This window comes from Longispora urticae, from assembly GCF_053902585.1.
The window spans coordinates 371,924-395,023 of the sequence record NZ_JAQZSH010000035.1 but is presented as its reverse complement, the minus strand read 5'-3'; the positions used below and the strand labels follow the sequence as shown (position 1 = coordinate 395,023).

19 protein-coding genes are annotated in these 23,100 nt (G+C 71.5%); 10 read left to right on the top strand and 9 right to left on the bottom strand.

The features are described 5' to 3' along the window. The first annotated feature begins 2 nt into the window (after window positions 1-2). Genes PT931_RS24460 through ccsB form a run of 3 tightly spaced genes read left to right on the top strand, consistent with a single transcriptional unit; the run spans window position 3 to window position 3,273 of the window. Window positions 3-758 carry a cytochrome c biogenesis CcdA family protein gene (locus PT931_RS24460; RefSeq protein WP_456248030.1) on the top strand — a complete coding sequence of 252 codons (756 nt, stop codon included), beginning with the start codon at window positions 3-5 and terminating at the stop codon, window positions 756-758. Continuing rightward, window positions 758-2,290, top strand: coding sequence for a cytochrome c biogenesis protein ResB (gene resB, locus PT931_RS24455; RefSeq protein ID WP_456248029.1), 1,533 nt, complete (start codon window positions 758-760; stop codon window positions 2,288-2,290). Before PT931_RS24460 ends, resB begins: the two co-directional genes overlap by 1 nt. Beyond that, complete coding sequence (gene ccsB, locus PT931_RS24450; RefSeq protein WP_456248028.1) at window positions 2,290-3,273, top strand: c-type cytochrome biogenesis protein CcsB; 984 nt, start codon at window positions 2,290-2,292, stop codon at window positions 3,271-3,273. The genes resB and ccsB overlap by 1 nt, the downstream gene beginning before the upstream one ends. 133 nt (window positions 3,274-3,406) lie before the next feature. Here ccsB and PT931_RS24445 read toward each other — a convergent pair whose 3' ends face one another. The 4 genes from PT931_RS24445 to PT931_RS24430 all read right to left on the bottom strand — a co-directional run bounded on the left by PT931_RS24445 (window position 3,407) and on the right by PT931_RS24430 (window position 5,244). Then, the gene (locus tag PT931_RS24445) at window positions 3,407-3,829 is read right to left on the bottom strand and encodes an Imm1 family immunity protein (protein ID WP_456248027.1); all 423 of its coding nucleotides are present in this window, start codon (window positions 3,827-3,829) and stop codon (window positions 3,407-3,409) included. Then, window positions 3,826-4,233, bottom strand: coding sequence for a DddA-like double-stranded DNA deaminase toxin (locus PT931_RS24440; RefSeq protein WP_456248204.1), 408 nt, complete (start codon window positions 4,231-4,233; stop codon window positions 3,826-3,828). Before PT931_RS24440 ends, PT931_RS24445 begins: the two co-directional genes overlap by 4 nt. 105 nt (window positions 4,234-4,338) lie before the next feature. Further along, the gene (locus PT931_RS24435; RefSeq protein WP_456248026.1) at window positions 4,339-4,599 is read right to left on the bottom strand and encodes a hypothetical protein; all 261 of its coding nucleotides are present in this window, start codon (window positions 4,597-4,599) and stop codon (window positions 4,339-4,341) included. Between the two features lie 357 nt (window positions 4,600-4,956). Beyond that, the gene (locus PT931_RS24430) at window positions 4,957-5,244 is read right to left on the bottom strand and encodes a hypothetical protein (protein WP_456248025.1); all 288 of its coding nucleotides are present in this window, start codon (window positions 5,242-5,244) and stop codon (window positions 4,957-4,959) included. A gap of 194 nt (window positions 5,245-5,438) precedes the next feature. Here PT931_RS24430 and PT931_RS24425 point away from each other — a divergent pair, with 194 nt between their 5' ends. The 4 genes from PT931_RS24425 to mqnP are packed head-to-tail and all read left to right on the top strand — an operon-like array spanning window position 5,439 to window position 8,882. Continuing rightward, the gene (locus PT931_RS24425; protein ID WP_456248024.1) at window positions 5,439-6,095 is read left to right on the top strand and encodes an NUDIX domain-containing protein; all 657 of its coding nucleotides are present in this window, start codon (window positions 5,439-5,441) and stop codon (window positions 6,093-6,095) included. Next, a complete protein-coding gene (locus PT931_RS24420; RefSeq protein WP_456248023.1) occupies window positions 6,079-6,492 on the top strand; it encodes an NUDIX hydrolase in 414 nt (137 codons plus the stop codon). The genes PT931_RS24425 and PT931_RS24420 overlap by 17 nt, the downstream gene beginning before the upstream one ends. 39 nt (window positions 6,493-6,531) lie before the next feature. Next, complete coding sequence (locus PT931_RS24415; protein WP_456248203.1) at window positions 6,532-7,992, top strand: menaquinone biosynthesis decarboxylase; 1,461 nt, start codon at window positions 6,532-6,534, stop codon at window positions 7,990-7,992. Continuing rightward, complete coding sequence (mqnP, locus tag PT931_RS24410; RefSeq protein WP_456248022.1) at window positions 7,989-8,882, top strand: menaquinone biosynthesis prenyltransferase MqnP; 894 nt, start codon at window positions 7,989-7,991, stop codon at window positions 8,880-8,882. The genes PT931_RS24415 and mqnP overlap by 4 nt, the downstream gene beginning before the upstream one ends. 145 nt (window positions 8,883-9,027) lie before the next feature. On the opposite strand, the gene PT931_RS24405 is transcribed toward mqnP, so the two are convergent. After that, entirely contained in the window at window positions 9,028-9,471 is a 444-nt protein-coding gene (locus PT931_RS24405; RefSeq protein ID WP_456248021.1) for an Lrp/AsnC family transcriptional regulator, read from the bottom strand. 136 nt (window positions 9,472-9,607) lie between these two features. On the opposite strand from PT931_RS24405, the gene PT931_RS24400 reads away from it, so the two are divergent. Then, window positions 9,608-9,850, top strand: coding sequence for a BldC family transcriptional regulator (locus PT931_RS24400; RefSeq protein WP_456248020.1), 243 nt, complete (start codon window positions 9,608-9,610; stop codon window positions 9,848-9,850). 150 nt (window positions 9,851-10,000) lie between these two features. Here PT931_RS24400 and PT931_RS24395 read toward each other — a convergent pair whose 3' ends face one another. Beyond that, window positions 10,001-10,621 (bottom strand): UbiX family flavin prenyltransferase, encoded by a 621-nt coding sequence (locus PT931_RS24395; RefSeq protein WP_456248019.1) that lies wholly within the window; start codon window positions 10,619-10,621, stop codon window positions 10,001-10,003. 221 nt (window positions 10,622-10,842) lie between these two features. Here PT931_RS24395 and cds1 point away from each other — a divergent pair, with 221 nt between their 5' ends. Then, a complete protein-coding gene (gene cds1 / locus PT931_RS24390) occupies window positions 10,843-11,928 on the top strand; it encodes an L-cysteine desulfhydrase Cds1 (RefSeq protein ID WP_456248018.1) in 1,086 nt (361 codons plus the stop codon). Window positions 11,929-11,987: 59 nt separating this feature from the next. Here the strand turns inward: cds1 and PT931_RS24385 are convergent, their stop codons facing one another. Further along, the gene (locus tag PT931_RS24385; RefSeq protein WP_456248017.1) at window positions 11,988-13,580 is read right to left on the bottom strand and encodes a DEAD/DEAH box helicase; all 1,593 of its coding nucleotides are present in this window, start codon (window positions 13,578-13,580) and stop codon (window positions 11,988-11,990) included. Between the two features lie 255 nt (window positions 13,581-13,835). On the opposite strand from PT931_RS24385, the gene PT931_RS24380 reads away from it, so the two are divergent. Beyond that, window positions 13,836-14,978 (top strand): MalY/PatB family protein, encoded by a 1,143-nt coding sequence (locus PT931_RS24380; protein ID WP_456248016.1) that lies wholly within the window; start codon window positions 13,836-13,838, stop codon window positions 14,976-14,978. 407 nt (window positions 14,979-15,385) lie between these two features. On the opposite strand, the gene PT931_RS24375 is transcribed toward PT931_RS24380, so the two are convergent. Together PT931_RS24375 and PT931_RS24370 are read right to left on the bottom strand one after the other, a co-directional pair. Further along, window positions 15,386-21,445: a hypothetical protein gene (locus PT931_RS24375; protein ID WP_456248015.1), complete on the bottom strand. Its 6,060-nt coding sequence runs from the start codon at window positions 21,443-21,445 to the stop codon at window positions 15,386-15,388. A 207-nt stretch (window positions 21,446-21,652) separates the two neighbouring features. Further along, window positions 21,653-23,056, bottom strand: a complete 1,404-nt coding sequence (locus tag PT931_RS24370; protein WP_456248014.1) for a C40 family peptidase — start codon at window positions 23,054-23,056, stop codon at window positions 21,653-21,655. Window positions 23,057-23,100: the final 44 nt, after the last annotated feature.

Sequence of the window (23,100 nt, the reverse complement as noted above, 5' to 3'; positions counted from 1 at the left end):
CCGTGGGCGACAAGTTCGCGAACATCGCCAGCACCGGGCCGTTGATGCTCGCGGTCCTCGTCGCGGCCATCGCCGGCCTGGTCAGCTTCCTGTCCCCGTGCATCCTGCCGCTGGTCCCCGGCTACCTGTCCTACGTCACCGGCCTGGCCGGCGCGGACCTCGACGCCGACGACAAGCAGGCCCGCCGGCGGATGCTGGCCGGCGCGTCCCTGTTCGTGGCCGGGTTCACGGTCGTCTTCGTCGCGACGGGCACCGCCATCGCCGGGCTCGGCCGCCTCCTCCTCGAACATCAGCGGACCGTCGACCTCGTCACCGGCATCCTGATCATCGGCCTCGGGCTGACCTTCGCCGGCCTCGTACCCGGGTTGCAGCGCGAGTTCCGGCTGCGGAAGATGCCCGCCGTCGGGCTCGCCGGCGCCCCCCTGCTCGGTGCCGTGTTCGCCCTCGGCTGGGTGCCGTGCGTCGGCCCCACGCTCGGGGCGGTGCTCGGCCTGGCCGCCGCCGAGGGCTCCGTGGGCCGCGGCGCGCTGCTGACCGTGGCGTACTGCGCCGGGCTCGGCATCCCGTTCCTGCTGTTCAGCATGGGGTTCCGTTCCGTGATGGGGCTGCTGGGCGTCGTCCGGCGGCACAGCCGGTGGGTGACCCGGATCGGCGGGGCGCTGCTCGTGCTGGTCGGGTTGGCGCTGGCCACGGGCGTGTGGGGCGAGTTCCTGAACTGGCTGCGGGCGACCGTCGGGCCGGGGAGCGTGGGGATCTGATGGCGACCCGGGAAGCCCAGACCACCGGCACCGTCCCGCCCGCGCGCCCCGGGGCCGGGTTCGTAGCGCTCCTCCGCAACGCCTGGCGCCAGCTCACCAGCATGCGCACGGCCCTCCTGCTGCTGTTCCTGCTGGCCGTCGCCGCGGTCCCCGGCTCCCTGCTGCCCCAGCGCGGCGTCGCCGCCGAGAAGGTCGCCGACTACCTGCGCGCCAACCCGGACTCCGGCCCGTGGCTGGACCGGCTCTACCTCTTCGACGTGTACTCGTCCCCCTGGTTCGCCGCGATCTACCTGCTGCTGTTCACCTCCCTGATCGGCTGCATCCTGCCCCGGCTGCGCGGCCAGGTGGAGTCGCTGCTCCGTCCCCCGCCGGCCGCCCCGGCCCGGCTCGACCGCCTGCCGGTGTCCCTGTCCCACCCGACGGACCGCTCCCTGGACGACGTCGCGACCGTGCTGAAGAAGGCCCGGTTCCGGGTGGCCGTCCGCGACGGGGCGGTCAGCGCCGAGAAGGGGTACCTGCGCGAGACCGGCAATCTGCTCTTCCACAGCGCCCTGATCGTGCTGCTCGTCGGCGTGGCCCTGGGCTCCTGGTACGGCTGGCACGGCAACCGGATCGTCGTCGAGGGCCCGGACGGCGAGTTCTGCAACACCCTCCAGCAGTACGACGAGTACGGGCTCGGCCCGCGCCTCGGTGCCGAGGACCTGCCGCCCTTCTGCGTGCGGCTGGACAGCTTCCACGCGACGTACCAGGCGAACGGTCAGCCCTTGACCTTCTCGGCGGACGTCACGTACTCCGAGAACGGCCCCGAGAAGCAGCAGTCCGTGGCCGTGAACAGCCCCCTGCGGCTCGACGGCGCGAACGTCTACCTCCTCGGCCACGGCTACGCCCCGATCCTGGAGTTCACCGACCGCTACGGCCGCAAGCAGACCACCACGGCCGTGTTCCTGCCCCAGGACGCGATGCTGACCAGCTCCGGGGTCGCGATCTTCCCGGACGCCAACCTCGACCCGGCGACCGGCAAGCGGGACCCGTCCCAGCAGCTCGGCTTCCAGGGCGTGTACCTGCCGACCGTGCCCGACAACGTCGCCGACGGCAGCTCCAAGCACCCCGCCGAGAACAACCCGGCCCTGATGCTGGTGGCCTACCAGGGCAACCTGGGCGTCGACAACGGCATCCCGCGCTCCGTGTACTCCCTGGACAAGGCCCAGATCGACGCCGGCCGGCTGAAGAAGCTCGGCGAGCCGCACATGCTGCTCAAGGGCGGCGAGCCGTGGAAGCTCGACGACGGCTCCTCGATCCGGTTCGTCGGCACCCGGCAGTGGGCGACGGTGTCCGTCCGGCACGACCCGGGCGAGCCGATCATGCTGGTCGGCGCGGTGCTGCTGCTCCTCGGGCTGCTGCCGTCGCTGGCCCTGCGCCGCCGCCGGGTGTTCGTCCGGGTGACCGACGGTGTGTTGACGGCGGGCGCGCTCGCCAAGAACGAGTACCCGGGGCTCGCCGAGGAACTCGAGCTTCTGCTGAAGGAGAAGTGATGGCCGCCCTGTCCGATCAGTTGCTGACCGTGACGATCTTCCTGTACACGATGGCGATGCTCGGGTACGCCGTCGAGTACGCGTTCGGCACCCGGGGCGTGGTCGCCGCGGCCGCCGTCCGGGAGCCCGTGCTCGTCGGCGGCTCGGCCGGTTACGAGTCCGTGGGCGGGGAGACCTGGACCGCCCCCGTCTCCGAGCCGCCCGCCCCGGACCAGCGCGCCGGCCGGGCCGCGCTCGGCGGCAAGGTGGCCGTCGCGCTGACCCTCCTCGGCGTCCTGGCCCACACCGGCTCCGTGGTGCTGCGCGGCATCGACGCGCACCGGATGCCGCTCGGCAACATGTACGAGTTCGTCGTCTTCGGCTGCCTCGTCACCATGGCCGTCTGGCTGGGCATCGCGATCCGCAAGCCGTCCCTGCGCGCCCTGGGCCTGTTCGCCACCCTCGTGACCGTGCTGCTGCTCGCCGTCGCCGCGACCACGCTCTACGTGAAGATCAGCCCGCTCCAGCCGGCCCTGAACTCGTACTGGCTGGCCATCCACGTCACCGCCGCCTCGATCTCCTCGGGCGTGTTCATGATCGGCTTCGTACCCGCCGTCATGTTCCTGCTCCGCCGCCGCTGGGAACGCACCAACAGCCAGAGCTTCCCGGTCTCCCTGGGCGCCCGGATGCCCGCCTCCGACGTCCTCGAACGCCTCACGTTCCGGATCCACGTGTTCGCGTTCCCGATCTGGACGTTCGCCGGCATCTCCGGCGCCATCTGGGCCGAGGCCGCCTGGGGCCGCTACTGGGGCTGGGACCCCAAGGAGATCTGGCTCTTCATCTCCTGGGTCGTCTACGCCATGTACCTGCACGCCCGCGCCACCCCGAGCATCCGCCGCACCACGGTCACCTGGATCGCGATCATCGGCTGGCTCACGATGCTCGTCAACCTGTTCGGCATCAACCTCTTCGTCTCGGGCCTGCACTCCTACGCCGGCCTCTAAACCCAGATCAAATTCATCAGAGGGTTACGGAGATCGCCGACCCGACACGTGAAGGTTGGAGCCCAGTCAGCGCTCCACACCGGGGCCCTGGCCTCTCAAGGGCTAGGCTGCCATCCTTGGTCGGAACTGCCAGCTACCCCTTGAACCACTCAAGCCCGGTGGGGCGCTGGCCAGTCATCATGAACTCCCGCGCGGCTTCAAGCGCGGCTGCGGGCAGAACCCTCAGCGTCTCGGGGGTTTCCTCAGTTGGCACGTGGCCGAAATTGAACGCGATCTCCTCGCCCATCCACGGAGATACGTCAGGGCTGTAGCCCTCGCTATCGCCGTTCCCCATCCATTGAACTCGGGCGCGCTGTTCTGCAATCCCCACCTGTAGACCTTCCGGGTCCCCCTCTCCTTGGACGTCTGCCAGATTCCACACGCCAACGAGATACGGGAGCCCATCACTGTCCCGTGCCGCCGTGGCTTCAGCCAACACAGCATCAAGTTCCGCGAGCGTTGCGACTGTGCGGGTGACATAGGGTTCGTCGCCCCACCCAACGTGAAGGGTCTTCACAGCTTTACTCCAGTTCCAGTTCCGACGTACGTCTTGTGGTGCCTAAGCGTGCCGTCCGGATTCTTAATGTAGATGGTCAGGGTCGATGCGAAGGGCAGCATCTTCGGCAGCGTCCGTTCGCAACCGTTAGGGATGTCCGGGCATGGTTCGCGGGTGAGCACCGCTGTGGCGTGCACGTGCCTGCCCGTGGCTTTGACGCGCGCCCGAATGATTGCCGCCATGTGCCCTTCCACATGAGTCAACCCGACATTGCCGCGTCGCCCGAACGGCTCCACCATCTGGTCAAGGGTCGCCGCGTTGTCGACAACTTGTCCCTGGGTCCCGTTTGTGATCACACCGGGGTGAAGTCGCCCCCCATCGTTGATGAGCACCGCCCCAGCGACCTTGACGCCAGGACTGAGAATGACCCCGTCCGCGATGTCCTGAACAAGCTTCGAGATGAATGGCTTCCGTGGCAGCTCGCCCGGCCCCGCTGGCGATCCTGGTCCGCTGGCGGCCGGTGGCGGCCCTCAACCGTTGCCCATCGCGCGGTGCACGCCGCCGAGTGCTTCCTGGATCTGATTCTTCGCCGACGCGATGACGTTGGTTGCTTCCTCTGTTTGTTGGCGTGCGTACAGTGCGTTTTCGAGACCGCGGCTGTCTCCCACCTCGGAGAACAGCGCCACCGAGCCATCAAGTCCTTCCTGGGCGGCTGCGCCCATTTCGATTGCTGCGTCTGCTTGCTGGTCCATCTCGGTCAACTGGCCGAGCACGTCGTCAAGCCGGGACACGAGTGCCTCCAAGAGCGGAAGGTTCTCAAAGAAATGTGTTGGAAGGTTTGGAACGTTCCGGCTACGTGATCAACAGCCACGCGACGGATAGACCCGCGCAGGCAAGCACCAGTGCGCCCACGACGGCGATCATGACCAGAGCTGGATGGCTCGGCGTTCGGTGGTCGGCCATGATTCACGGCTTCCAGCCGAACATGTTCGCTGCGCAATAGGCGAACATCAGCGCCGAGAAGACCACCACGACCGGCAGGCACAGCGCTTCGATCAGGTCAACCATCCGGCGTCGTCTGGCCGAAGGCCGGCGGGCGTGGCGCGGCGGTTGCCTGTCGATGATCGGCAACTCCCGAGTTGGACTGGTCACGGAAGCCACGCGCTTTCGACCACGAGTTCCACGAACGCGTCCAAACCTTCCGGTCGGGACAGGTCCAGCAGGGTGTAGCAGTGCAGGACCATCAACCGGTCCACGCCCGCCCGGTTGATCAGCAACTGACAGCCTGCTGGCGCCTCTGGACCATCGGAGTAGCCGAACTTACCGTCCACGTCGACGTACAGCACAGCGTCAACGTTGGTCGGGCCGTAGCTGTTCAGGAAGCCGGTGATCTTCTTTCCAAGCGCGTTGCGCTGCTCAGGGGTTGTCTTGAGCATGTGCCAGCCCTCCCAATCCTGAGAGGCCTCTGCCCCTCGGGGATAGGTTCGCGCCGAACAGCGGCCGCATCGACGAGTCTGATGTGCAGTCCCGTGGCAATCCGCGACCATCCACGGTGCAATGCTTGGGGCGTCGAATGCCTTCGGGGCTAGATTGGGCGCAGTGTCAGAGCCTCGAAGCCATGGGGAGCGTCGTGCACATCGTCGATCAGTGGACAGGGCGCCTTGCGACTGCGTTGCAGTTCTCGCTCCGGATGACGCACGACGAGTTCGCGGAACTGCTCGGGGTGGCACGCAGAACTGTCGCAGCGTGGCATGAACGACCGGAAACCGTGCTTCGCGCGGAGCTACAGCGGGCTCTGGACACCTGTTATGAGCGTTCCTCGGACGCGGCGCAAACCAGGTTTGTCCGCCAACTGGAGCGAGTCGGTCGTGCGCAAGAAGGCGTACCTCTGACGGCTGCTGTTGCGATCGTGGTTCTGGACAGCACTGTGTTGCTTGTGTGCCGGAGGGATGCGGGTGGGTCGGGAACCGGTTGGCAGTTTCCAGCCGGTGTGGTCAAGCCAGGAGCGTTGGCTGCTCAGGTAGCCGTCCGAGAGACGTTTGCCGAAACCGGGGTGCACTGTGTGGTGCATCGCAACCTCGGGGACAGGATTCATCCGATTACCCGCGTGCATTGCGAGTACTTCCTCTGTCACTACCTCGCCGGGACAGTTGAGAATCTGGATGTGGCAGAAAACAGCAGCGTGCTGTGGGTGCCGCGAGGTGACATCGGTCGTTTCATACCAGTCAAGACAATCTTCTCGCCAATTCTGCCTGCTCTGGAGGAATTCGATGACCGAACTCGATAGCCCGCGACCGCCGATCGCTGCTGCCATCGTTGTTCTCGCTGGTCGGGTGCTCCTCGTCCGGCGGCGTGTATCGGAGGGCTCGTTGTCCTGGCAGTTCCCAGCCGGGGCCGTGGAGGACGGAGAGTCGGGCATGCAGGCCGCAGTTCGGGAGACTTCGGAGGAGACGGGCGTCGAGGTCCGAGCGCTGACGACGCTCGGCGAGCGGGTGCACCCGGCCACCGGGCGCACGATGGTCTACGTGGCCTGCGAGGTCGTGGCGGGCACTGCCCGGGTCGCCGATGCCGAGGAACTGGCCGAAGTCGCTTGGGCCGACCGCGAACTCCTGGCCGAGCTCATCCCGTATCCACTGTTCGGGCCGGTCGCGGCCCACCTCGACGGGTTGCTGCGGGTCACCTGATGGCGGGCTCCCCGTACCGCCGGGTAGGGGGCTGGGATACTGGCGCGCATGGGGTTTCCGTACACGGATCTGAAGGACTTTCTCCGGGCGTTGGAGAAGGCCGGTGAGCTGGTCCGGATCAGCGCGCCCGTCGACCCCGACCTGGAGATCAGCGAGATCGTCCAGCGCGTGGTGAAGGCGAAGGGGCCGGCGCTGCTGTTCGAGCGGCCGACCCGGGGGGACATGCCCCTGGTGATCAACCTGTTCGGTACCGAGAAGCGGATGGCCATGGCGCTGGGCGTCGAGCGGCTGGACGAGATCGGCGAGCGGATCGGCGCGCTGCTCAAGCCGGAGCTGCCCCAGGGCTGGTCGGGCATCAAGGACGGCATCTCGAAGGTGATGCAGCTCAAGTCCGTACCCCCCAAAAAGGTCAAGACGGCTCCCTGTCAGGAGCTGGTCATGCAGGGTGACGCGGTCGACCTGAACAAGCTTCCCGCGTTGCAGACCTGGCCGGACGACGGCGGCGTGTTCCACAACTTCGGGCTCACGCACACCAAGCACCCGGAGACGGGCAAGCGCAACCTGGGGCTGTACCGGCTCCAGCAGCACTCCAAGAACACCCTCGGCATGCACTGGCAGATCCACAAGGACTCCACGGCGCACCACGCGGTCGCCGAGCGCCTGGGGCAGCGGCTGCCGGTGGCCATCGCGATCGGCTGCGACCCCGTGGTCACCTACGCGGCGACGGCCCCGCTGCCGAGCGACATCGACGAGTACCTGTTCGCCGGGTTCCTCCGGGGTGAGCGGGTCGAGATGGTCGACTGCCTCACCGTGCCGTTGCAGGTGCCGGCCCAGGCCCAGATCGTCATCGAGGGGTACCTGGAGCCGGGCGAGCGCCAGGACGAGGGCCCCTTCGGCGACCACACCGGGTTCTACACGCCGGTCGAGCCGTTCCCGGTCCTGCACGTCACCGCGATCACCATGCAGCGCGAGCCGATCTACCACACGATCGTGACCTCGAAGCCCCCGCAGGAGGACGGCCCGATCGGCAAGGCCACCGAGCGGATCTTCCTCCCGCTGCTCAAGCTCGTGGTGCCCGACATCCACGACTACGACATGCCGGAGCCCGGCGTGTTCCACAACTGCGTGATCGTGTCGATCAAGAAGCGGTACCCCAAGCACGCCCAGAAGGTGATGAACGCCATCTGGGGCGCGCACCTGATGTCGCTGACGAAGCTGATCGTGATCGTGGACGACGACTGTGACGTGCACGACTACAACGAGGTCGCCTTCCGGGCCTTCGGCAACGTCGACTACTCCCGGGACCTGCTGCTCACCGAGGGGCCGGTCGACCACCTCGACCACGCCTCGTACAACCAGTTCTACGGCGGCAAGCTCGGCATCGACGCGACCCGCAAACTTCCCAGCGAGGGGTACCACCGGGGCTGGCCGGACGAGCTGGTCATGTCGCCGGACGTGGTCGACAAGGTCAGCAAGCGCTGGAAGGAATACGGCCTGTGAGCGACGTGGCGACGAAGTCCAGGGACTTCCTGAAGCTCGTGCGGATCGAGCACTCGGTCTTCGCGCTGCCGTTCGCCTACCTGGCCGCGTTGACCGCGATGACCCGCGACGGCGGGCGCGTCCAGTGGCTCACGCTGCTGATCGTCACCGTGGCCATGGTCGGGGCGCGGACCTTCGCGATGGCCGTGAACCGGATCATCGACCGGCACATCGACGCGCAGAACCCGCGGACCGCCGAACGCGAACTGGTCACGGGCGCGCTGTCGGTGCGCACGGCGTGGATCGGCGCGCTCGTCGCCCTCGTCGTGTTCCTCGGCGCGGCCCTGCTGCTCAACCCGCTGTGCGCCGCCCTGTCCCCGCTGGCGGTCGCCCCCCTGATCATCTACCCGTACGCGAAGCGGTTCACCGACTTCCCGCAGGGCGTCCTCGCGCTGGCCCAGATGGTCGGACCGGCCGGCGGCTGGCTCGCGGTCACCGGCACGTTCGACGGCTTCGGCCCCGCGTTCGTCCTCAGTGTCGGGGTCGGACTGTGGATCGGCGGCTTCGACCTGATCTACGCCTCCCAGGACGCCGAGGTGGACCGGCGGATCGGGGTGCGCTCGGTGCCGGCGCGCTTCGGGGTGCGCGCCGCACTTCACGCGTCGTCTGTCGTACACCTGCTTGCGTTCGGCCTGTTCGTATGGTTTGGCCAGTGGGCCGGTTTCGGCTGGCTGTGGTGGATCGGGCTCGCCCTGACGGCCGCGTCCTTCGTCTACCAGCACTCCATCGTCCGACCCGACGACCTTTCCCGGGCAAACCGGGCCTTCTTCACCGCCAACGGCTTCGTCGGAATCGCCCTGTTTGTCTTCGCGCTGGCCGATCTCGTCTTTCTCCAGCATCTGCGGGTGTAATTCACTCACGTGTCGGGTAGTGACACACTGGGAGTTCGCCCCTTGAAGGAGGCGCCATGCTCAGGTACCCGAACGAGCCCCTAGACATGTGGGCCGAAGACGAAGAGCTGGAATCCGCCGAGGCTGCGGAGGATGTCGGCGACGGCTAGGCCGGATGCTGCGGTCGCCCCTCCCACTTGGTGGAGAGGGCGATCGTGGTCCGGGTCCGCGACACCCCGGAGATGCGGTTCATCCGGGCGATCAGCTGCTCCAACTGTGCGATCGTGCCCACCCGGGCCTTGCAGAGGAACGACTCCTCGCCGGCCATGAAGTAACACGACTCGATCTCCACCAGCTCGTGCAGCGCCGCGCTGATCTCCTCGATCTCGCCCTCGTTCGTGATGATCCCGATCAGCGCGGTCACCCCGAGCCCGATGGCCTCCGGGTTCACGGCGGCCTGGTAGCCGAGCAGCACCCCGCTGGACTCCAGTTTGCCCACCCGCTCGTGGACGGCCGGCGCGGACAGTCCCACCTGCCGGGCCAGCTCCGCGTACGACAGGCGGGCGTTGATGCGGAGAAGCTGGACGAGTTGGCGGTCGATGGCATCCACACCGCAGACCCTATCCGGAGGGTGGCAAGGTACTCCAAAAACCACCCAAGTAAGTGCTCTTTTGTTGTTTCCGGGATGAGCACCCAACGACGGTGCTCTAATGGTCAGTACGTCCATTGCGACGTAAGGGGGGGTTGTGGACACAGGCGATCGTCTATTGACGCCGGGCGAGGTGGCGGCACTGTTCCGCGTCGACCCGAAGACTGTCACCCGATGGGCAGCGGCGGGGCGGATCGGAAGCATCCGGACACCCGGCGGCCACCGGAGGTTCCGGGAGTCTGAGGTCAAGGAGCTGCTGGGTTCCGAGGGGCTGCACGAAGAGCAGCCCGTCGCGGCGACTCCTCCGCCGACGCAGACGCACCGGCCGCCGCAGCACTAGACCCCGGGCCGCGAGGCTCAGCAGGGGCCGCGAGGCTCAGGACGGGCCGCTAGGCCCAGCAGGGGTCCAGGGTTCGGGTCGAGGGTTGGCCCGGGCGGACACGGACATGCGGCCCGCGGTGGTTGAGCGGGCCGCCGGGTCCCTTTGTGCCTATCGGGCTGAGCCGAGCTCTCCCGCCCAGCGCTGGAACAACGTGTGTGGCACGCCCACCGCGTCCAGGATCTTTCCCGCCACGAAGTCGACCAGCTGGTCGACCGTCTTCGTGCCCGCGTAGAAGCCCGGGCTGGCCGGCAGGACCACGGCACCCGCGTCGTGCAGCCGGAGCAGATGCTCCAGGTGGCTCCGCGACACCGGCGTCTCCCGGGGCACCACCACGACCGGGCGGCGCTCCTTCAGGTTGACGTCCGCCGCGCGTTGCAGCAGGTCCTTCGACAGGCCCATGGCGATCCCGGCGCACGCGGCTGTGGACGCCGGGACGACGAGCATGCCCCGGACCGGGTAGCTGCCGCTGCTGGGTCCGGCGGCGAGGTCACCGGCGGGCCAGTAACGGACGTCCCCGGCCCCTGAGCGGCCCAGCCAGAGGGCCAGGTCCTCCGCCCAGTGCGCGTCCCGGAACGCGATCCCGGTCTCGTCGAGGATCGTCAGCCGGGCCGCCCGGGACACGACGAGGTCCACGGGGAGGCCGGCGTCCAGGAGGGCGTTCAGGGTCGATTTGGCATACGGCGTCCCCGACGCCCCGGAGATCCCGACCACCCACGGCACACGCTGCATCCCTACAGCCTGCCAGCCGCCCCCGACACCGCCCCGCCCAGGCCGCGCTTCGGGCCCGGAGCCGCCCGGTTGCCAGGGGCCTGGAGCCTGCCGGCATGCCCGCGTGTCCAGCCGCCCGGCCCGGGCATCCGCGTCCCATCGCCGCCCATGGTCGGGGACGAGTTCCCTCAACTTGTTCCCTCCGAGGAGCCGGTCCGCAGGTCGGAGGTAGCCTTCGGATCATGGAGCAGTTGGATCGGGGTTGTGACGATGCCCGCGCATGGGTGACCGAGGCGATCAGGAAGGTGGCCGCGGACGCCAACCGTTCGGCCGACACCCACCTGCTGCCGTTCCCGCTCCCGCCGGAATGGGGCATCGACCTCTACCTCAAGGACGAGTCCGTCCACCCGACCGGCTCCCTCAAGCACCGCCTGGCCAGGTCGCTCTTCCTGTACGCGCTGTGCAACGGCTGGATCGGCCCGCGCACCACGATCGTCGAGGCGTCCTCGGGCTCCACGGCCGTCTCCGAGGCGTACTTCGCCCGGATGCTCGGGCTGCCCTTCGTCGCAGTCATGCCGGCCAGCACCTCCCCGGAGAAGTGCGCGCTGATCGAGTTCTACGGCGGCAGGTGCCACCTGGTGGACGACCCGGCCAACGTCGTCGTGGAGGCGCGCTGGCTCGCCGACGACATCAAGGGCCACTTCATGGACCAGTTCACGTACGCGGAGCGGGCCACCGACTGGCGGGGCAACAACAACATCGCCGAGTCGATCCACGACCAGCTCAAGCTCGAACGGCACCCCATCCCGGCGTGGATCGTGGTCGGGGCCGGCACCGGGGGTACGAGCGCGACGATCGGCCGCTACCTGCGCTACCAGATGCACTGCACCAAGCTCGCCGTCGTCGACCCGGAGAACTCCGCCTTCTACGCAGCCTGGAAGGCCCTCGACTACACCGTCAACACGGGCAAGGGGTCGCGGATCGAGGGCATCGGACGGCCCACCGTCGAGGCCTCGTTCATGCCGACCGTGGTCGACCGGATGATGTCCGTGCCCGACGCGGCGTCGCTGGCCGCGATGCGGCGCGCCTCGGAACTGCTGGGGCGGAAGGTGGGCGGCTCCACCGGTACCAATCTGTGGGGGGTCTTCGGGTTGATCGCCGAGATGCTGGCGGCCGGCGAGCAGGGCTCCATCGTCACGCTGCTCTGCGACGGCGGCGAGCGCTACGTCGACACCTACTACTCCGACGAGTGGGTGGCCGCCCAGCACATGGACCTCGCCCCGCACCTCGCCCGGATCGACAAGTTCCTCGACACCGGGGCCTGGTAGCCGCTTCAGACGAGAAAGGCCCGACACCGTTGCTGGTGTCGGGCCTTTCTCAGCTGGTACTAGCGGGGCGCGTTGTCCCGCGAGCCACGGTAGCCACCCTCACGGGGGCCAGCGTCACGGTAGCTGCGCGGGGCGCTGTCCCGGGCGCCACGGTAGCCGCCCTCACGGGGAGCGCTGGTCGCGCCGCGGTAACCGCCGGTCGACGGGGCGCCACCCTCGCGGGTGCCCCGGTAGCCGCCCTCGCGCGGAGCGCTGGAGCCGCCACGGTAACCACCCTCGGAGGAAGCGCCACGGTAGCCGCCACCCTCGCTCGAGCCGCGGTAGCCGCCGCCCTCGGAGGAGCCACGGTAACCGCCGCCTTCGGAGGAACCGCCCCGGTAACCGCCCGGCCGGCCGCCGTCACGGTAGCCGCCACCCTGACGGTAGCCGCCGCCCTGCGGGCGACCGCCCCGGCGCGGACGCTCGGCCCGCGGGTCCGGCACGGTGGTGGGCTCGTAGCTGGGAACGCTCGCGCCGGTGATCTCGATCAGCTTGGCGTCGCCCGGGCGGACCCGGGTCTCGGTCGGCTTGACGCCGGCCTTGTCCATCAGCTGCGTGATGGAACGACGCTGCTTCGGCAGACCCAGCGTGACGACCGAACCGGTCTCGCCGGCCCGGGCGGTACGACCCGCGCGGTGCAGGTAGTCCTTCGGGTCGGCCGGCGGGTCGATGTGCACGACGAGCGAGACGTTGTCGACGTGGATGCCGCGGGCCGCGACGTCCGTGGCGACGAGGACGTTGACGACGCCGTCCTTGAACTGCGCCAGCGTCCGGGTCCGCAGGCCCTGCGGCTTGCCGCCGTGCAGGCCGACAGCCGGAACCCCGGCGGCGAGGAGCTGGTCGGTGACCCGGTCCACGGCCATCTGGGTACGGACGAACATGATCGTCCGGCCCGAGCGGTTGGCGATCTCGGCGACGATGGAGAACTTCTCCTGCGGCGGTACCAGCAGGATGTGGTGGTCCATGGTGTCGACGGCCGGGCCCTCGGGCACGATCGAGTGGGTCACCGGGTTGGTCATGTAGCCCTTGACCAGCTTGTCGACGTCGCCGTCGAGCGTCGCGGAGAACAGCAGGCGCTGGCCGTCACGCGGGGTGCGGTCGAGGATCGCCATGACGTCGGCCTGGAAGCCCATGTCACACATCTGGTCGGCCTCGTCGAGAACGGTCATCTCGATCTCGGAGAGGTCGCACACGTTGCGGTCACACAGGTCGGTGAGCCGACCCGGGGTGGCCACCAGCACCTCGGTGCCCCGGCGCAGGGCGTCGATCTGCCGGTCGTACTTCACGCCGCCGACGGCGGTGTTGACCCGCAGCCGCAGCGAGCGGGCCAGCGGGGCGAGCGCGTCCGTGACCTGCATCGCGAGCTCGCGGGTCGGGACGAGGATCAGGGCCAGCGGCTTGTGGGCCTTGGCGGACCGGCCGTCGAGCCGGGCCAGGAGCGGCAGGCCGAAGGCGAGGGTCTTGCCGGAACCGGTGGAGGCCCGGCCCAGCACGTCGTAACCGGACATAGCATCCGGGATCGCCACGTTCTGGATGGCGAACGGCGCGTCGATGCCACGGGCAGCGAGCGCGGTGATCAGAGAATTGGGCAGGCCAAGCTCAGCGAAGGACAACAGAAACCTTCCGAATACAGGCGCGCCATCCAGAAGGACCCCTATGATTCGAGCTCTGGTGATCCAGGCTCTTGGGGTTCCGGGCAGCGCCTGATTAATTGCGCTGGCTGGCCGACGGGCCGGGCACGCAAAAACAGCGCGCCGTCAACATGATGAGACCCAGTCTAGCGGACGGGGGGCCAACCCCGCTCCACGTGGTGACGCAGTCGACTGTGACCTGCCCAACTGTCCAGGTCCTCGGGCAGGATGTAAGGCATGGGAAACCCTCTCAGTCAGTACACCCTGGATGAGCTCCGCCAGCGCCGGAGCATGAAGTGGCGGCAGTACCCCGACGACGTCCTGCCGCTGTGGGTCGCGGAGATGGACACGCCGCCCGCCGAGCCGATCCGCGCCGCCCTCGCCGCCGCGCTCGACCGGGGCGACCTCGGCTACTCCACCCCCGGCGGGGCCGTCGAGGCGTTCACCGGGTTCGCCGCCACGCGGTACGGCTGGACCGTCGACCCCGCCGACGCCCGGCTCTCGCCCAACGTGATGCTCGGCGTCTCCGAAGTGCTCCGTCACGTCACCCGACCCGGCGACGGCGTCGTCGTCAACCCGCCCGTGTACCCGCCGTTCTACCACTACATCCCCGACGCCGGCCGGCGGATCATCGAGTCCCCGCTGGTCAGAGTGGACGGACAGTGGACGCTCGACCTCGAACGGCTCGAACGCGACTTCGCCGACGCGTCCGCGTACCTGCTGTGCAACCCGCAGAACCCGACCGGGGTGGCGTACTCCCGCTCCACGTTGCTGGCCATCGCCGACCTGGCGGAACGGTACGACGTCCGGGTCCTCGTCGACGAGATCCACGCGCCGCTGACGTATCCCGGGGTGACCCATGTGCCGTTCCTCAGCCTCGACACGGCCGCGTCGCACCGCGCCATCGCCTTCCACTCCGCGTCCAAGGCGTGGAACCTCGCCGGCCTGACCACCGCGGTCATCGTCGGCGGGCCCGGGGCACGCGCCGACCTGAACCGGATCAGCCACAACTTCGGCGACGCCGTCGGCATTTTCGGGGTACTCGCCACCGAGGCCGCCTTCGCCCACGGCACCCCCTGGCTCGACTCGCTCCTCGCCGGACTCGACGCCAACCGCCAGCTCCTCGGCGACCTGCTGCGCTCCTCCCTCCCGACCGTCGGGTACGTCCAGCCCCAGGCCACCTACCTCGCCTGGCTGGACTGCTCCGACCTCGGACTCGGGGACGACCCGGCGGCCGTGTTCCTGGAACGCGGGCGGGTGGCGTTCAACGCGGGGAACGCGTTCGGGAAGCCCGGGGCCGGGCATGTCCGGCTGAACCTGGCCACGTCCGGGGAACGGGTCGAGGAAGGGGTCCGGCGGATGGTGGCGACCCTGGGTTAGGTGGTCGGGGCGCCGTGGGCGTGGAGCTTGGCGGCCGCGCGCCGTGGGCGTGGTTTCGCGCGTCGGCCGGGCCCGGGAGGTGGGTGACGTGGTCCGGCCGGGTCGCGGTCGGCGTGAGCTGCCGGGGCCGGTTCGGGCCCCGCGACAGGGCCCACTTCGGGTGCGGGCAGGCCTTTTGGGTGGGAGGCCGCACGCAGCGGGCTGGCAGTTCGTTGTGATGCACGGATGCCCCGGGGCGTGTCGGGTGACACGTCCGGGGCCGTCCGGTCAGGTGCCGGGTGCCCTGTTGGGGGCCGGTCCGGTCAGGTGCCGGGTGGCCTGTTCGTGGCTGGGCCGGTCAGCTGCCGGGCGGCTTGTTCGTGGCCGGTCCGGTCAGGTGCCGGGAGGCCTGTCCGGGGCAGGGTCGGTCAGCTGCTGAACATCCAGGCCAGCAGGTCCTGCATGAAGAACCCGGCCGCGACGCCGAGCCCCACCATCACCGTGAGCACGATGCCCAGAATGATCAGGACCCGACGGTTACTGTTCCGCTCCGGCTCCGGCTCCGGGGGCGGCAACGCGAACGGGTTCCGGGGGCCGAAGATCTGGCCCGTCAGGGAGCCGTTCGTGGACTCCAGCGGGGTGAGGACGCCGTAGCCGCCGGTGTTGCCGTACGGGTGGGCGGTGGGTGGTGGGGTGGTGCCGCCGTAGACGGTGCCCCGGGCGGAGTCCGTGGCGGGTGCCGGTGGTGTGTGGGGTGCCGATGGCGTGTGGGGTGCCGATGGCGTGTGGGGTGCTGAGGGCGGCTGGGGTGCTGGGGGCCGGGCCTGGGCGGAGGGTGCCGGGGCCGGGGCCGGGGCCGGGGCCTGTGCCGGGGCAGCCGGAGCTGGGGCCGGGGTCGGGGCTTGGGCGGCCGGGGCGTAGGCGGCGGGGGCCGGGGGTGCGGCGTGGTGTGCCGGGGGCGGCTGGGACTCGTACCCGTCGAGGGGTCTGGTTTGTTCCGCCTGGGGTGCCGGCTCAGGCCAGAGAGGTGCCGACTGAGCTGGGGTTTCGGGAGCAGGGACGATCGGCAGGGCCTGCGAGTGGCTCGGGACCTGGGCGCGGCCCTGGAACCGCCCGGCACGCGGCGGAGGCACGGCGCCCGGCTGGACCGGTGCCGAGCTCTCGGCGGACGCGGACCAGGCGGACGGTGCTGACGGTGAGCGCTCGGGTTCGACGGATGCGGACTCGGGCTGCGGAGCGAGCGCGGCATCCTCGGTGCCGGTGCCTGTGTAGGAGCCCGTGTTTGTGCCGAAGCCTGAGTCCGTGCCGGAGCCTATGCCTGTGTCGGAGCCGGTGTCCGTGCCCGTGCCCGTGCCTGAGCCCGTGTCGGTGCCGGCTTCGGAAGGCGAAGCGGGCAGGGACGAGCCCGACGACTGCGCGGGAATCCTCGTCGTCGGAATCGTCGAGACCGCCGGCACCTTCGTCGTCGGGATCAGCGGCGAGTCCGAACCGGGACCGCGCCGCGGCGGAGTCTCCTCGCCCCGCTCACCACTGAACGAGGCGCGCACCGCACCCGGTGCACCGGCCGGCTCCGGCGGCCACGACTGACCGGGCGCGCCGAATGCCGACGGGGTCTGGAACTGGCCGCCACCGCTGGGCGCGGGCCACTCCTCGGCGGGCATACCGTCACGCGGGGTGTCGTAGCCGGCGGCCGGCGGGTAGCCCACCGGGGTCGGATTCGCCGGGGCGGTGTAGTTGGCCTGCGCCGGACCGGGCGGCGGACCCTGCGGAGCGGGAGCCTGCTGCTCCGGGACGGGGCGTGCGAAATCATGCCAGACGGGTACCGGCGGGGACACGGCCTGTCCCTGATCCGCCCACTGCCCCTGGGGAGCGCCGAGCTGGCCACCCTGTGCCGACGGGTCCTGAGGCCACTGGGCCTGCTGGGGGTGCCCCGGAGCCTGCTGCCCGTGTCCTGAGGCCTGCTGCCCGTGTCCCGGGGCCTGCTGATCGCCGGGCTGCTGGCTGGTGCCGGCTCCCTGGTTCCACTGGCCCTGCGCGGGGTCACCCCACTGCCCGGGCGCGGGCGGCTGGCCCTGCGGCGCGGGACTGGACGGTGCCGGCCACGGCACGGGCCCCGAGGACTGCTCCCCTGGGCCGGGCGGCGGCGCGGGCTGGTTCCACTGCCCCTGGCCGGGCTGCTGGCCCGGCTGCCCCGTACCGGGGACCTGTCCCTGCGCGGGGCCTGACGGCGCGGGCCACGGCGACGGGCCGGAACCGGCCTGCTCCCACTGCCCGGGGGCGGGAGGCTGCCCCTGCGGGGCGGGGCTCGATGGTGCGGGCCACGGCGACGGGCCGGAACCGGCCTGCTCCCACTGCCCGGGAGCGGGAGGCTGCCCCTGCGGGGCGGGGCTCGATGGTGCGGGCCACGGCGACGGGCCGGAGCCGGCCTGGTCCCATTGCCCGGGGGCGGGAGGCTGCCCTTGCGGGGCAGGGCTGGACGGCGCGGGCCACGGCACCGAGCCGGAACCAGCTTGGTCCCATTGCCCGGGGACGGGAGGCTGCCCTTGCGGGGCGGGACTGGACGGCGCGGGCCACGGCACCGGGCCGGAACCGGGGCCCGACGGGGCCTGGTTCCACTGCCCTGGCGGAGTCTGGCCCTGCGGGGTCGGGCTGGAGGGCGCCGGCCACGGCACGGGACCCGACGCCTGATTCCACTGCCCCGGGCTGCCCTGATCGCCGGGAACGGGCTGTCCCTGCGGGGCGGGGCTCGACGGCGCCGGCCACGGCACCGGGCCGGATCCGGGAGCTGTGGCCGGTGATGCGGCCTGGTCCCACTGCCCGGCAGGAGCCTGGCTCTGCGGTGCCGGGCTGCCGGGTGCCGGCCACGGCGCGGGGCCGGACGCCTGGTTCCACTGCCCTGGGCCGGCCTGATCGGTGGGGCCGGACGGGGCCTGGCCCTGGGGACCCGGGCTGGACGGCGCGGGCCACGCCACCGGGTCGGACCCGGTGCCCGGCGCGGCCTGGTTCCACTGTCCGGGCGCGGCCTGGTCACCCGGCCCGGCGGGAACCCCCTGGGAGCCGGACGGCGGAGCCCCGTTCCACTGCGCGGAAGGGGCCTGGCCCGGTCCGGCGGGGCTGGTCGGTGCTGGCCACGGCACTGGGCCCGAGGCCGGGTCGGGCACGGGCGGCGCGGCCTGGTCCCACTGGCCGGACGGCGTCTGGCCCTGCGGGGCCGGGCTGGTCGGCGCGGGCCACGGCACGGGGCCGGGCGCAGCCTGGGGCTGGTCCCACTGGCCCTGCGGTGCGGGGGCGGCGGGCTGGTCCCACTTGCCCTGCGGTGCCGGGGCGGCGGGCTGCTGCCACTGGCCGGGCGTCCCTGGAGCGCCCGGAGTCGGTGCGCCCTCGTTGGGGTTCGCGGCCGGTGGTCCCCACTGGCCTGGCGCGGGCTGCTGGTTCCACTGGTCCGCAGGCGGGGGCGCGGTCGGGTTCCACGCGCCGGGCTGACCCGCCGCAGGCTCCCCCGGATGGGGCCACTGCTCGACCTGGGCTCCCGAACCCGGCTGGCCGGGCGCAGCCCTGTGCTCGACCTGGGCTCCGGAACCCGCCTGGCCGGTCGTGGGCCTGTGCTCGACCTGGGCTCCGGAACCCGGCTGGCCGGGCGCGGGCCACTGTTCGACCTGGACACCTGACCCGGGCTGGCCGGGCGCGGGCCACTGCTGGACCTGCGGGGGCTGGTGGGGTGCGGGCCACTGCTCGCCCGGGGCGCCGGGGCTCGACTGGTCGGGCTGCGGCTGCTGGTCCTGAGCCTGCCCGGGCGGCGGCCAGGCGGCGGACTGGCCCGGGGCCTGATCCCGCTGCGGCGCCTGAGCCTGGTCCTGAGCGCCGGGGGGTACTGCCGGATCCCACTGACCGGCAGCCGAACCCGGTACCGGCGCCGACCACTGTTCGACGGCGGGGAGCCCCTGGTCGGGCTGGTCGGCGGACTGGGCGGCGCGGTACACCCGGGGCTGGGACTGGCCGGTCAGGGCGGACACCTCGTCGGCCGTGACCGGGGCACCCGCGACCCGGGCGACACCGCGGGCGGCGACGGACTGGTTGCCGGACGGGCCGGTCCACGCGGCGGGCTCCGGTGCCGCCAGATCTGCGGCCGGTTCCACGGCGGGGGAGTCGGATCCCGCCACCACGGAGTCGGACCGTTCGAAATCGCCAGGCTCCGACGACGCGGAAGCGTGCTGCGGCTCAAGCCCGGCCGGGTCTGCCGGCGCGGAAGCGGGGTGCGGCTCGGCGCCGGTGGGGGACGCCGGAGCGGCCCCGGGCGCGGGTGGCTCGAACTGTGCGGCGAACGCCGACCACGGGGCTTCCGCCGACGGCTGTGCGAGCTGCCCGGACGGGGGCGCGGCCAGGTCGGCGTTCGGGGCGGGGTCGTCGCTGGGGGACGCGTACCCGGAAGAGGGGGTGATCTTGTGGTCTTGTGGGGCCTCGGCGAGCGGGGCCGGAGGCGGGGACATCGGGGGCCAGGCGTCGGCGGGCGGCGGCGCGTCATGGCCGGGCGCACCGGACTCGGGCTGCGGCCACTCGGCGGGGGCGTCGTTCCCGGACGGGGACTGCGCCGCGGGCCACGGGTCCCGGGGAGCGGCCGGCGGCGCCGACACGGGTGCGGACTGTGACCAGGACACGGAAGGGCCGAAGTCGTGACCTGCGGATTCGGGCGCGGGCCAGGCACCGTGTGACGCGTCCGGCGCGGGCGTTCCGAACGGCACGGAGTCCTGTGCCGGCGTCCCGAAGGGATCCTGGGCGGGTGATCCGAAGGAACCGGAGTGCTGCGCGGGCGGATCGAACGCCCCGGACGCCGGCGCCTCCTGGTGGGAGGACGACCACGGCTCCGCCGGCGGTGCGGTCTGCGCGGGCAGCTCGAAGGAACCCGAGTCCAGGACGCCGTGGCTGGAGGAGGGCCACGGCTCAGCGGCGGGCGGCGCGGCCTGCGCAGGTGCCCCGAAGGACTGCGCACCCAGGGCGTCCTGCCCGGAAGGGGGCCATTCGTCCGCCGGAGATCCGGGCGCGGCCTGCGGGGGCGTTCCCAGGGAATCGGGTGCGGCCTGGTCGGGCGTGGGCCACGGGTCCGCCGGAGGTGCGGACGCCGGTTCGGCCCCGGCCGGGCTCGCGGCCTGCTCAGGGGTGCGGGCGGGCCACGGGTCGGCGGGCGGCGCCTCGGCGGACCACGCGGCGGCCGGAGGCGCTGACACGGGCGCGGCCGGTGCGGGCGCGTCGAGGGCGCTCGGGGCGGGCCAGGCGTCGGCCGGCGGCTGGGCGGAGTCGCTCGGGCTCCATGCCGCCGGGTCGTTCGGGCTCGACGCGATCGGGTCGTTCGGGCTCGGCGCCGCAGGCGGGGCGGGGTCCGGGGCGGCCGGGGACGAGGACGGCCATGCGGCCGGGGCCTCGGCGGCCGGGTTGTCCGCGGGTGCGGCGACGGACGGCACCCCCGAGGACGGGGTCGGCCACCGGTCGGCGGGTGCGCTGTCCTGCGGGGGCCACGGGTCCGAGGCCGGCGGGGGGCCCGCGGGCTGGTCGGCGGCGAGTTCGCCGGAGCGGTACACCCGGGACTGGCCGGGGGCCTGGGCCATGCCCGGTTCCGGGGCGAGCGCGCCGGGCACGGTGGCCCGGCCGACGATGGCGACGACGGGGACGATCTCGGCGGGCGAGTGCGGGACCAGGTCCGCCGCGGACAGCGCCGTCAGCGGGCGCGGCTCGGGAACCTGGTCCGCGACGGGTGGGGGCTCATGGGTGGCCCACGGCGCGGAGCTGGCCGGGGCCACGGACTCCGCCCACGGGGACTCCTCGGGCGGCGGGAAGCCGGCTCCGGAGGTGGGCGCGACGACGAGGTCGGCGGGCGGTGCCCACGGGTCCGCGGGCGCAGGAGCGGAAGAAACCTCGACGGGTACGTCGGGCTCCGGGTCGAACGCGCCCTCCCAGATCGCACCGTCGGGCGGCGGCGGGGGCAGCTCGAACGCCTCCGGCAGGTCCTCCTCGGCGAACTCCTCCTCGGGCAGCACCGTGCCGACCGGCGGCGGCTCCTCGAGGGGCGGCAGGTTGGCGTCGACGGGGGCGTTGGCCTCGGCTTCGGCGGCCCGGATCGCGGCGGGGTCGTAACCGGCTCGGTCGTCGGGGGCGTCGAACGGGTCGGGGCCGGGTTCGGGGCTCCACGTGGCGGGGGGACGCTCGCTGGACTCGTCCGGGTCGAGAGGGTGCGGCTCAGCGGACGCGTGCGGCTCACGGGACTCGTCGGAGTCGAGCAGGTGTGCCCCGGACGAGCGCGGCTCCGCGTCCTCGAACGGGTTCCGGCCGAGCGGATCGGCGTCCTGTCCGGAACGGCCGGTGTCCTGCCCGTGGGCCCGAGCGTCGCCCGCATGACCAGCAAGTATGTCGCCGCCGGCACCCTGGGCCCGATGGGCCCCCGGATCCGCCGAGACGGGCCCACTCCCCACGTCCCACTGACCCAACGCGTTCCGCATCGGCGGCCACGTGGGCGGTCCGACATGGTGGGCGGGGCGACCACAGCTCGGGCAGGCCGCCGCCTCGGAACCGAGGGGCGAACCACAGGCCTCACACAACTCGTCGCTCACCGGAGCCCTCCCACTGCCGAGCGCTCACCAATACTGTCACGGATCGACGCAGCTCTTCGAAGTTGTACCACTAGCGATGTCAGCTGGGCGTGAACCCTAACCCGCCGGGACCACCTGAGCGGAACCGGCCACCGGGGTTCCCGCGGCCGGCTCGGAGCCCGGGGCAGGAGCCGACCCGGAGCCCGGGGACGCGGGCACGGCGCCCGGCGCGTCGGGGCTGGCCGGAGCGTCACCGGACCCGGCGGGAGGCGTGCCGGCACCCGTGGGCGTGTCAGCGGGGGTGGTGGTGGGCGGGGTGGTCGGCGGCGTCGTGGGGGGCCGCGGAGTGGGGGTCGACGGCGTGGTCGGCGTGGGGGAAGGCGTGGGCGTGGGCGTCGGAGTCGGCTTGGGAGTGGCCTGGATCTCGTCGACCACGCGGGTGGCGCGGTAGAAGTCCCCGGTGCTGATCGTGGAGATCTTCACCACGTCCCCGGGCTCGGGGGCCTGGATGACCTTGTTGTCGCCGATGTACATGACGACGTGGTAGATGCTCCGCCAGTCCGTCTTGGACGTGTTGTAGAAGAGCAGGTCACCGGGCAGGAGCTGGGAGGCGTCGACCTCGCGGGTCGTCTTGTACTGGTCGTTCGCGATCCGGGTCACCGACACCCCGGCGGCCTTGTACGACCACTGGACGAGCCCGGAGCAGTCGAAGGTGTTGTTCGCCCCGTTGGCGCCCCACACGTACGGCCGGCCGAGCCGGGTCTTCGCCCACGCGACGGCTTCGAGGGCCTTCGGGTTGGGCAGCTGGCCGAGCGAGTTCGGCTTGAGGTTGGAGAGCTTGAGCTTGTTGAGCTCCGTGGCGACCCGGTCGGCCTGGGCCTTGGTGAGCTGGGTCGCGTACTCCGCGCGGAGGGTGGTCAGGGCGGCGGCCCGCTGGTCGTACTGCGCCTTGAGGGTCGTGAACGCCGTCGTCGCGGTGGCCGAGGCGGTGACCGCCGTGTCGTAGGCGGCCTTCGCGGTCTGCTCGTTGCGCTGCGCGGTCAGGTAGTCCTTGGCCGTGTACTGCCCCTGGGTGCCGCCGTGGTCCTTCAGCCCGGGGGCGAGGACGGACAGGTCGCGCAGGTCCTTGCCGAGCGGGCCGAGCGGGGCGAGGGCCTGGGCCTCGCGGTAGCTGGCGGCGGCGGCGTCGGAGGCCTGGCTCTCCCAGCCGGTGAGGATGGCGGTGGCCGCGGCCAGGGACTCCCTGGTCTGGGTGACGACCTGGGTGGCGGTGTCAGCCGTGATCTTGGCCGCGAGGGACTGCTGTTCGAGGAGCTTGACGGCGACGGCCTCGGCGTTCACCTTGGCCTCGATGGCCCGGATGGCCGGGTCGTCGAGGTCGCCGCGCACGGTGGGGACGGCGGCGGCCGCGTTCGGCACGGGCGGGCGGACCCCGGCGTCGGGGATCCCGCTGACGGCGGGGCGGTTGGGGGTTCCGGGGTCGGCGGCGGAGGGGGCTGCGAACGCGAGAGCTCCGATCAAGGCGCACAGAAAAAACCATGCGGTCTTTCTCGTCTTCATTCCGC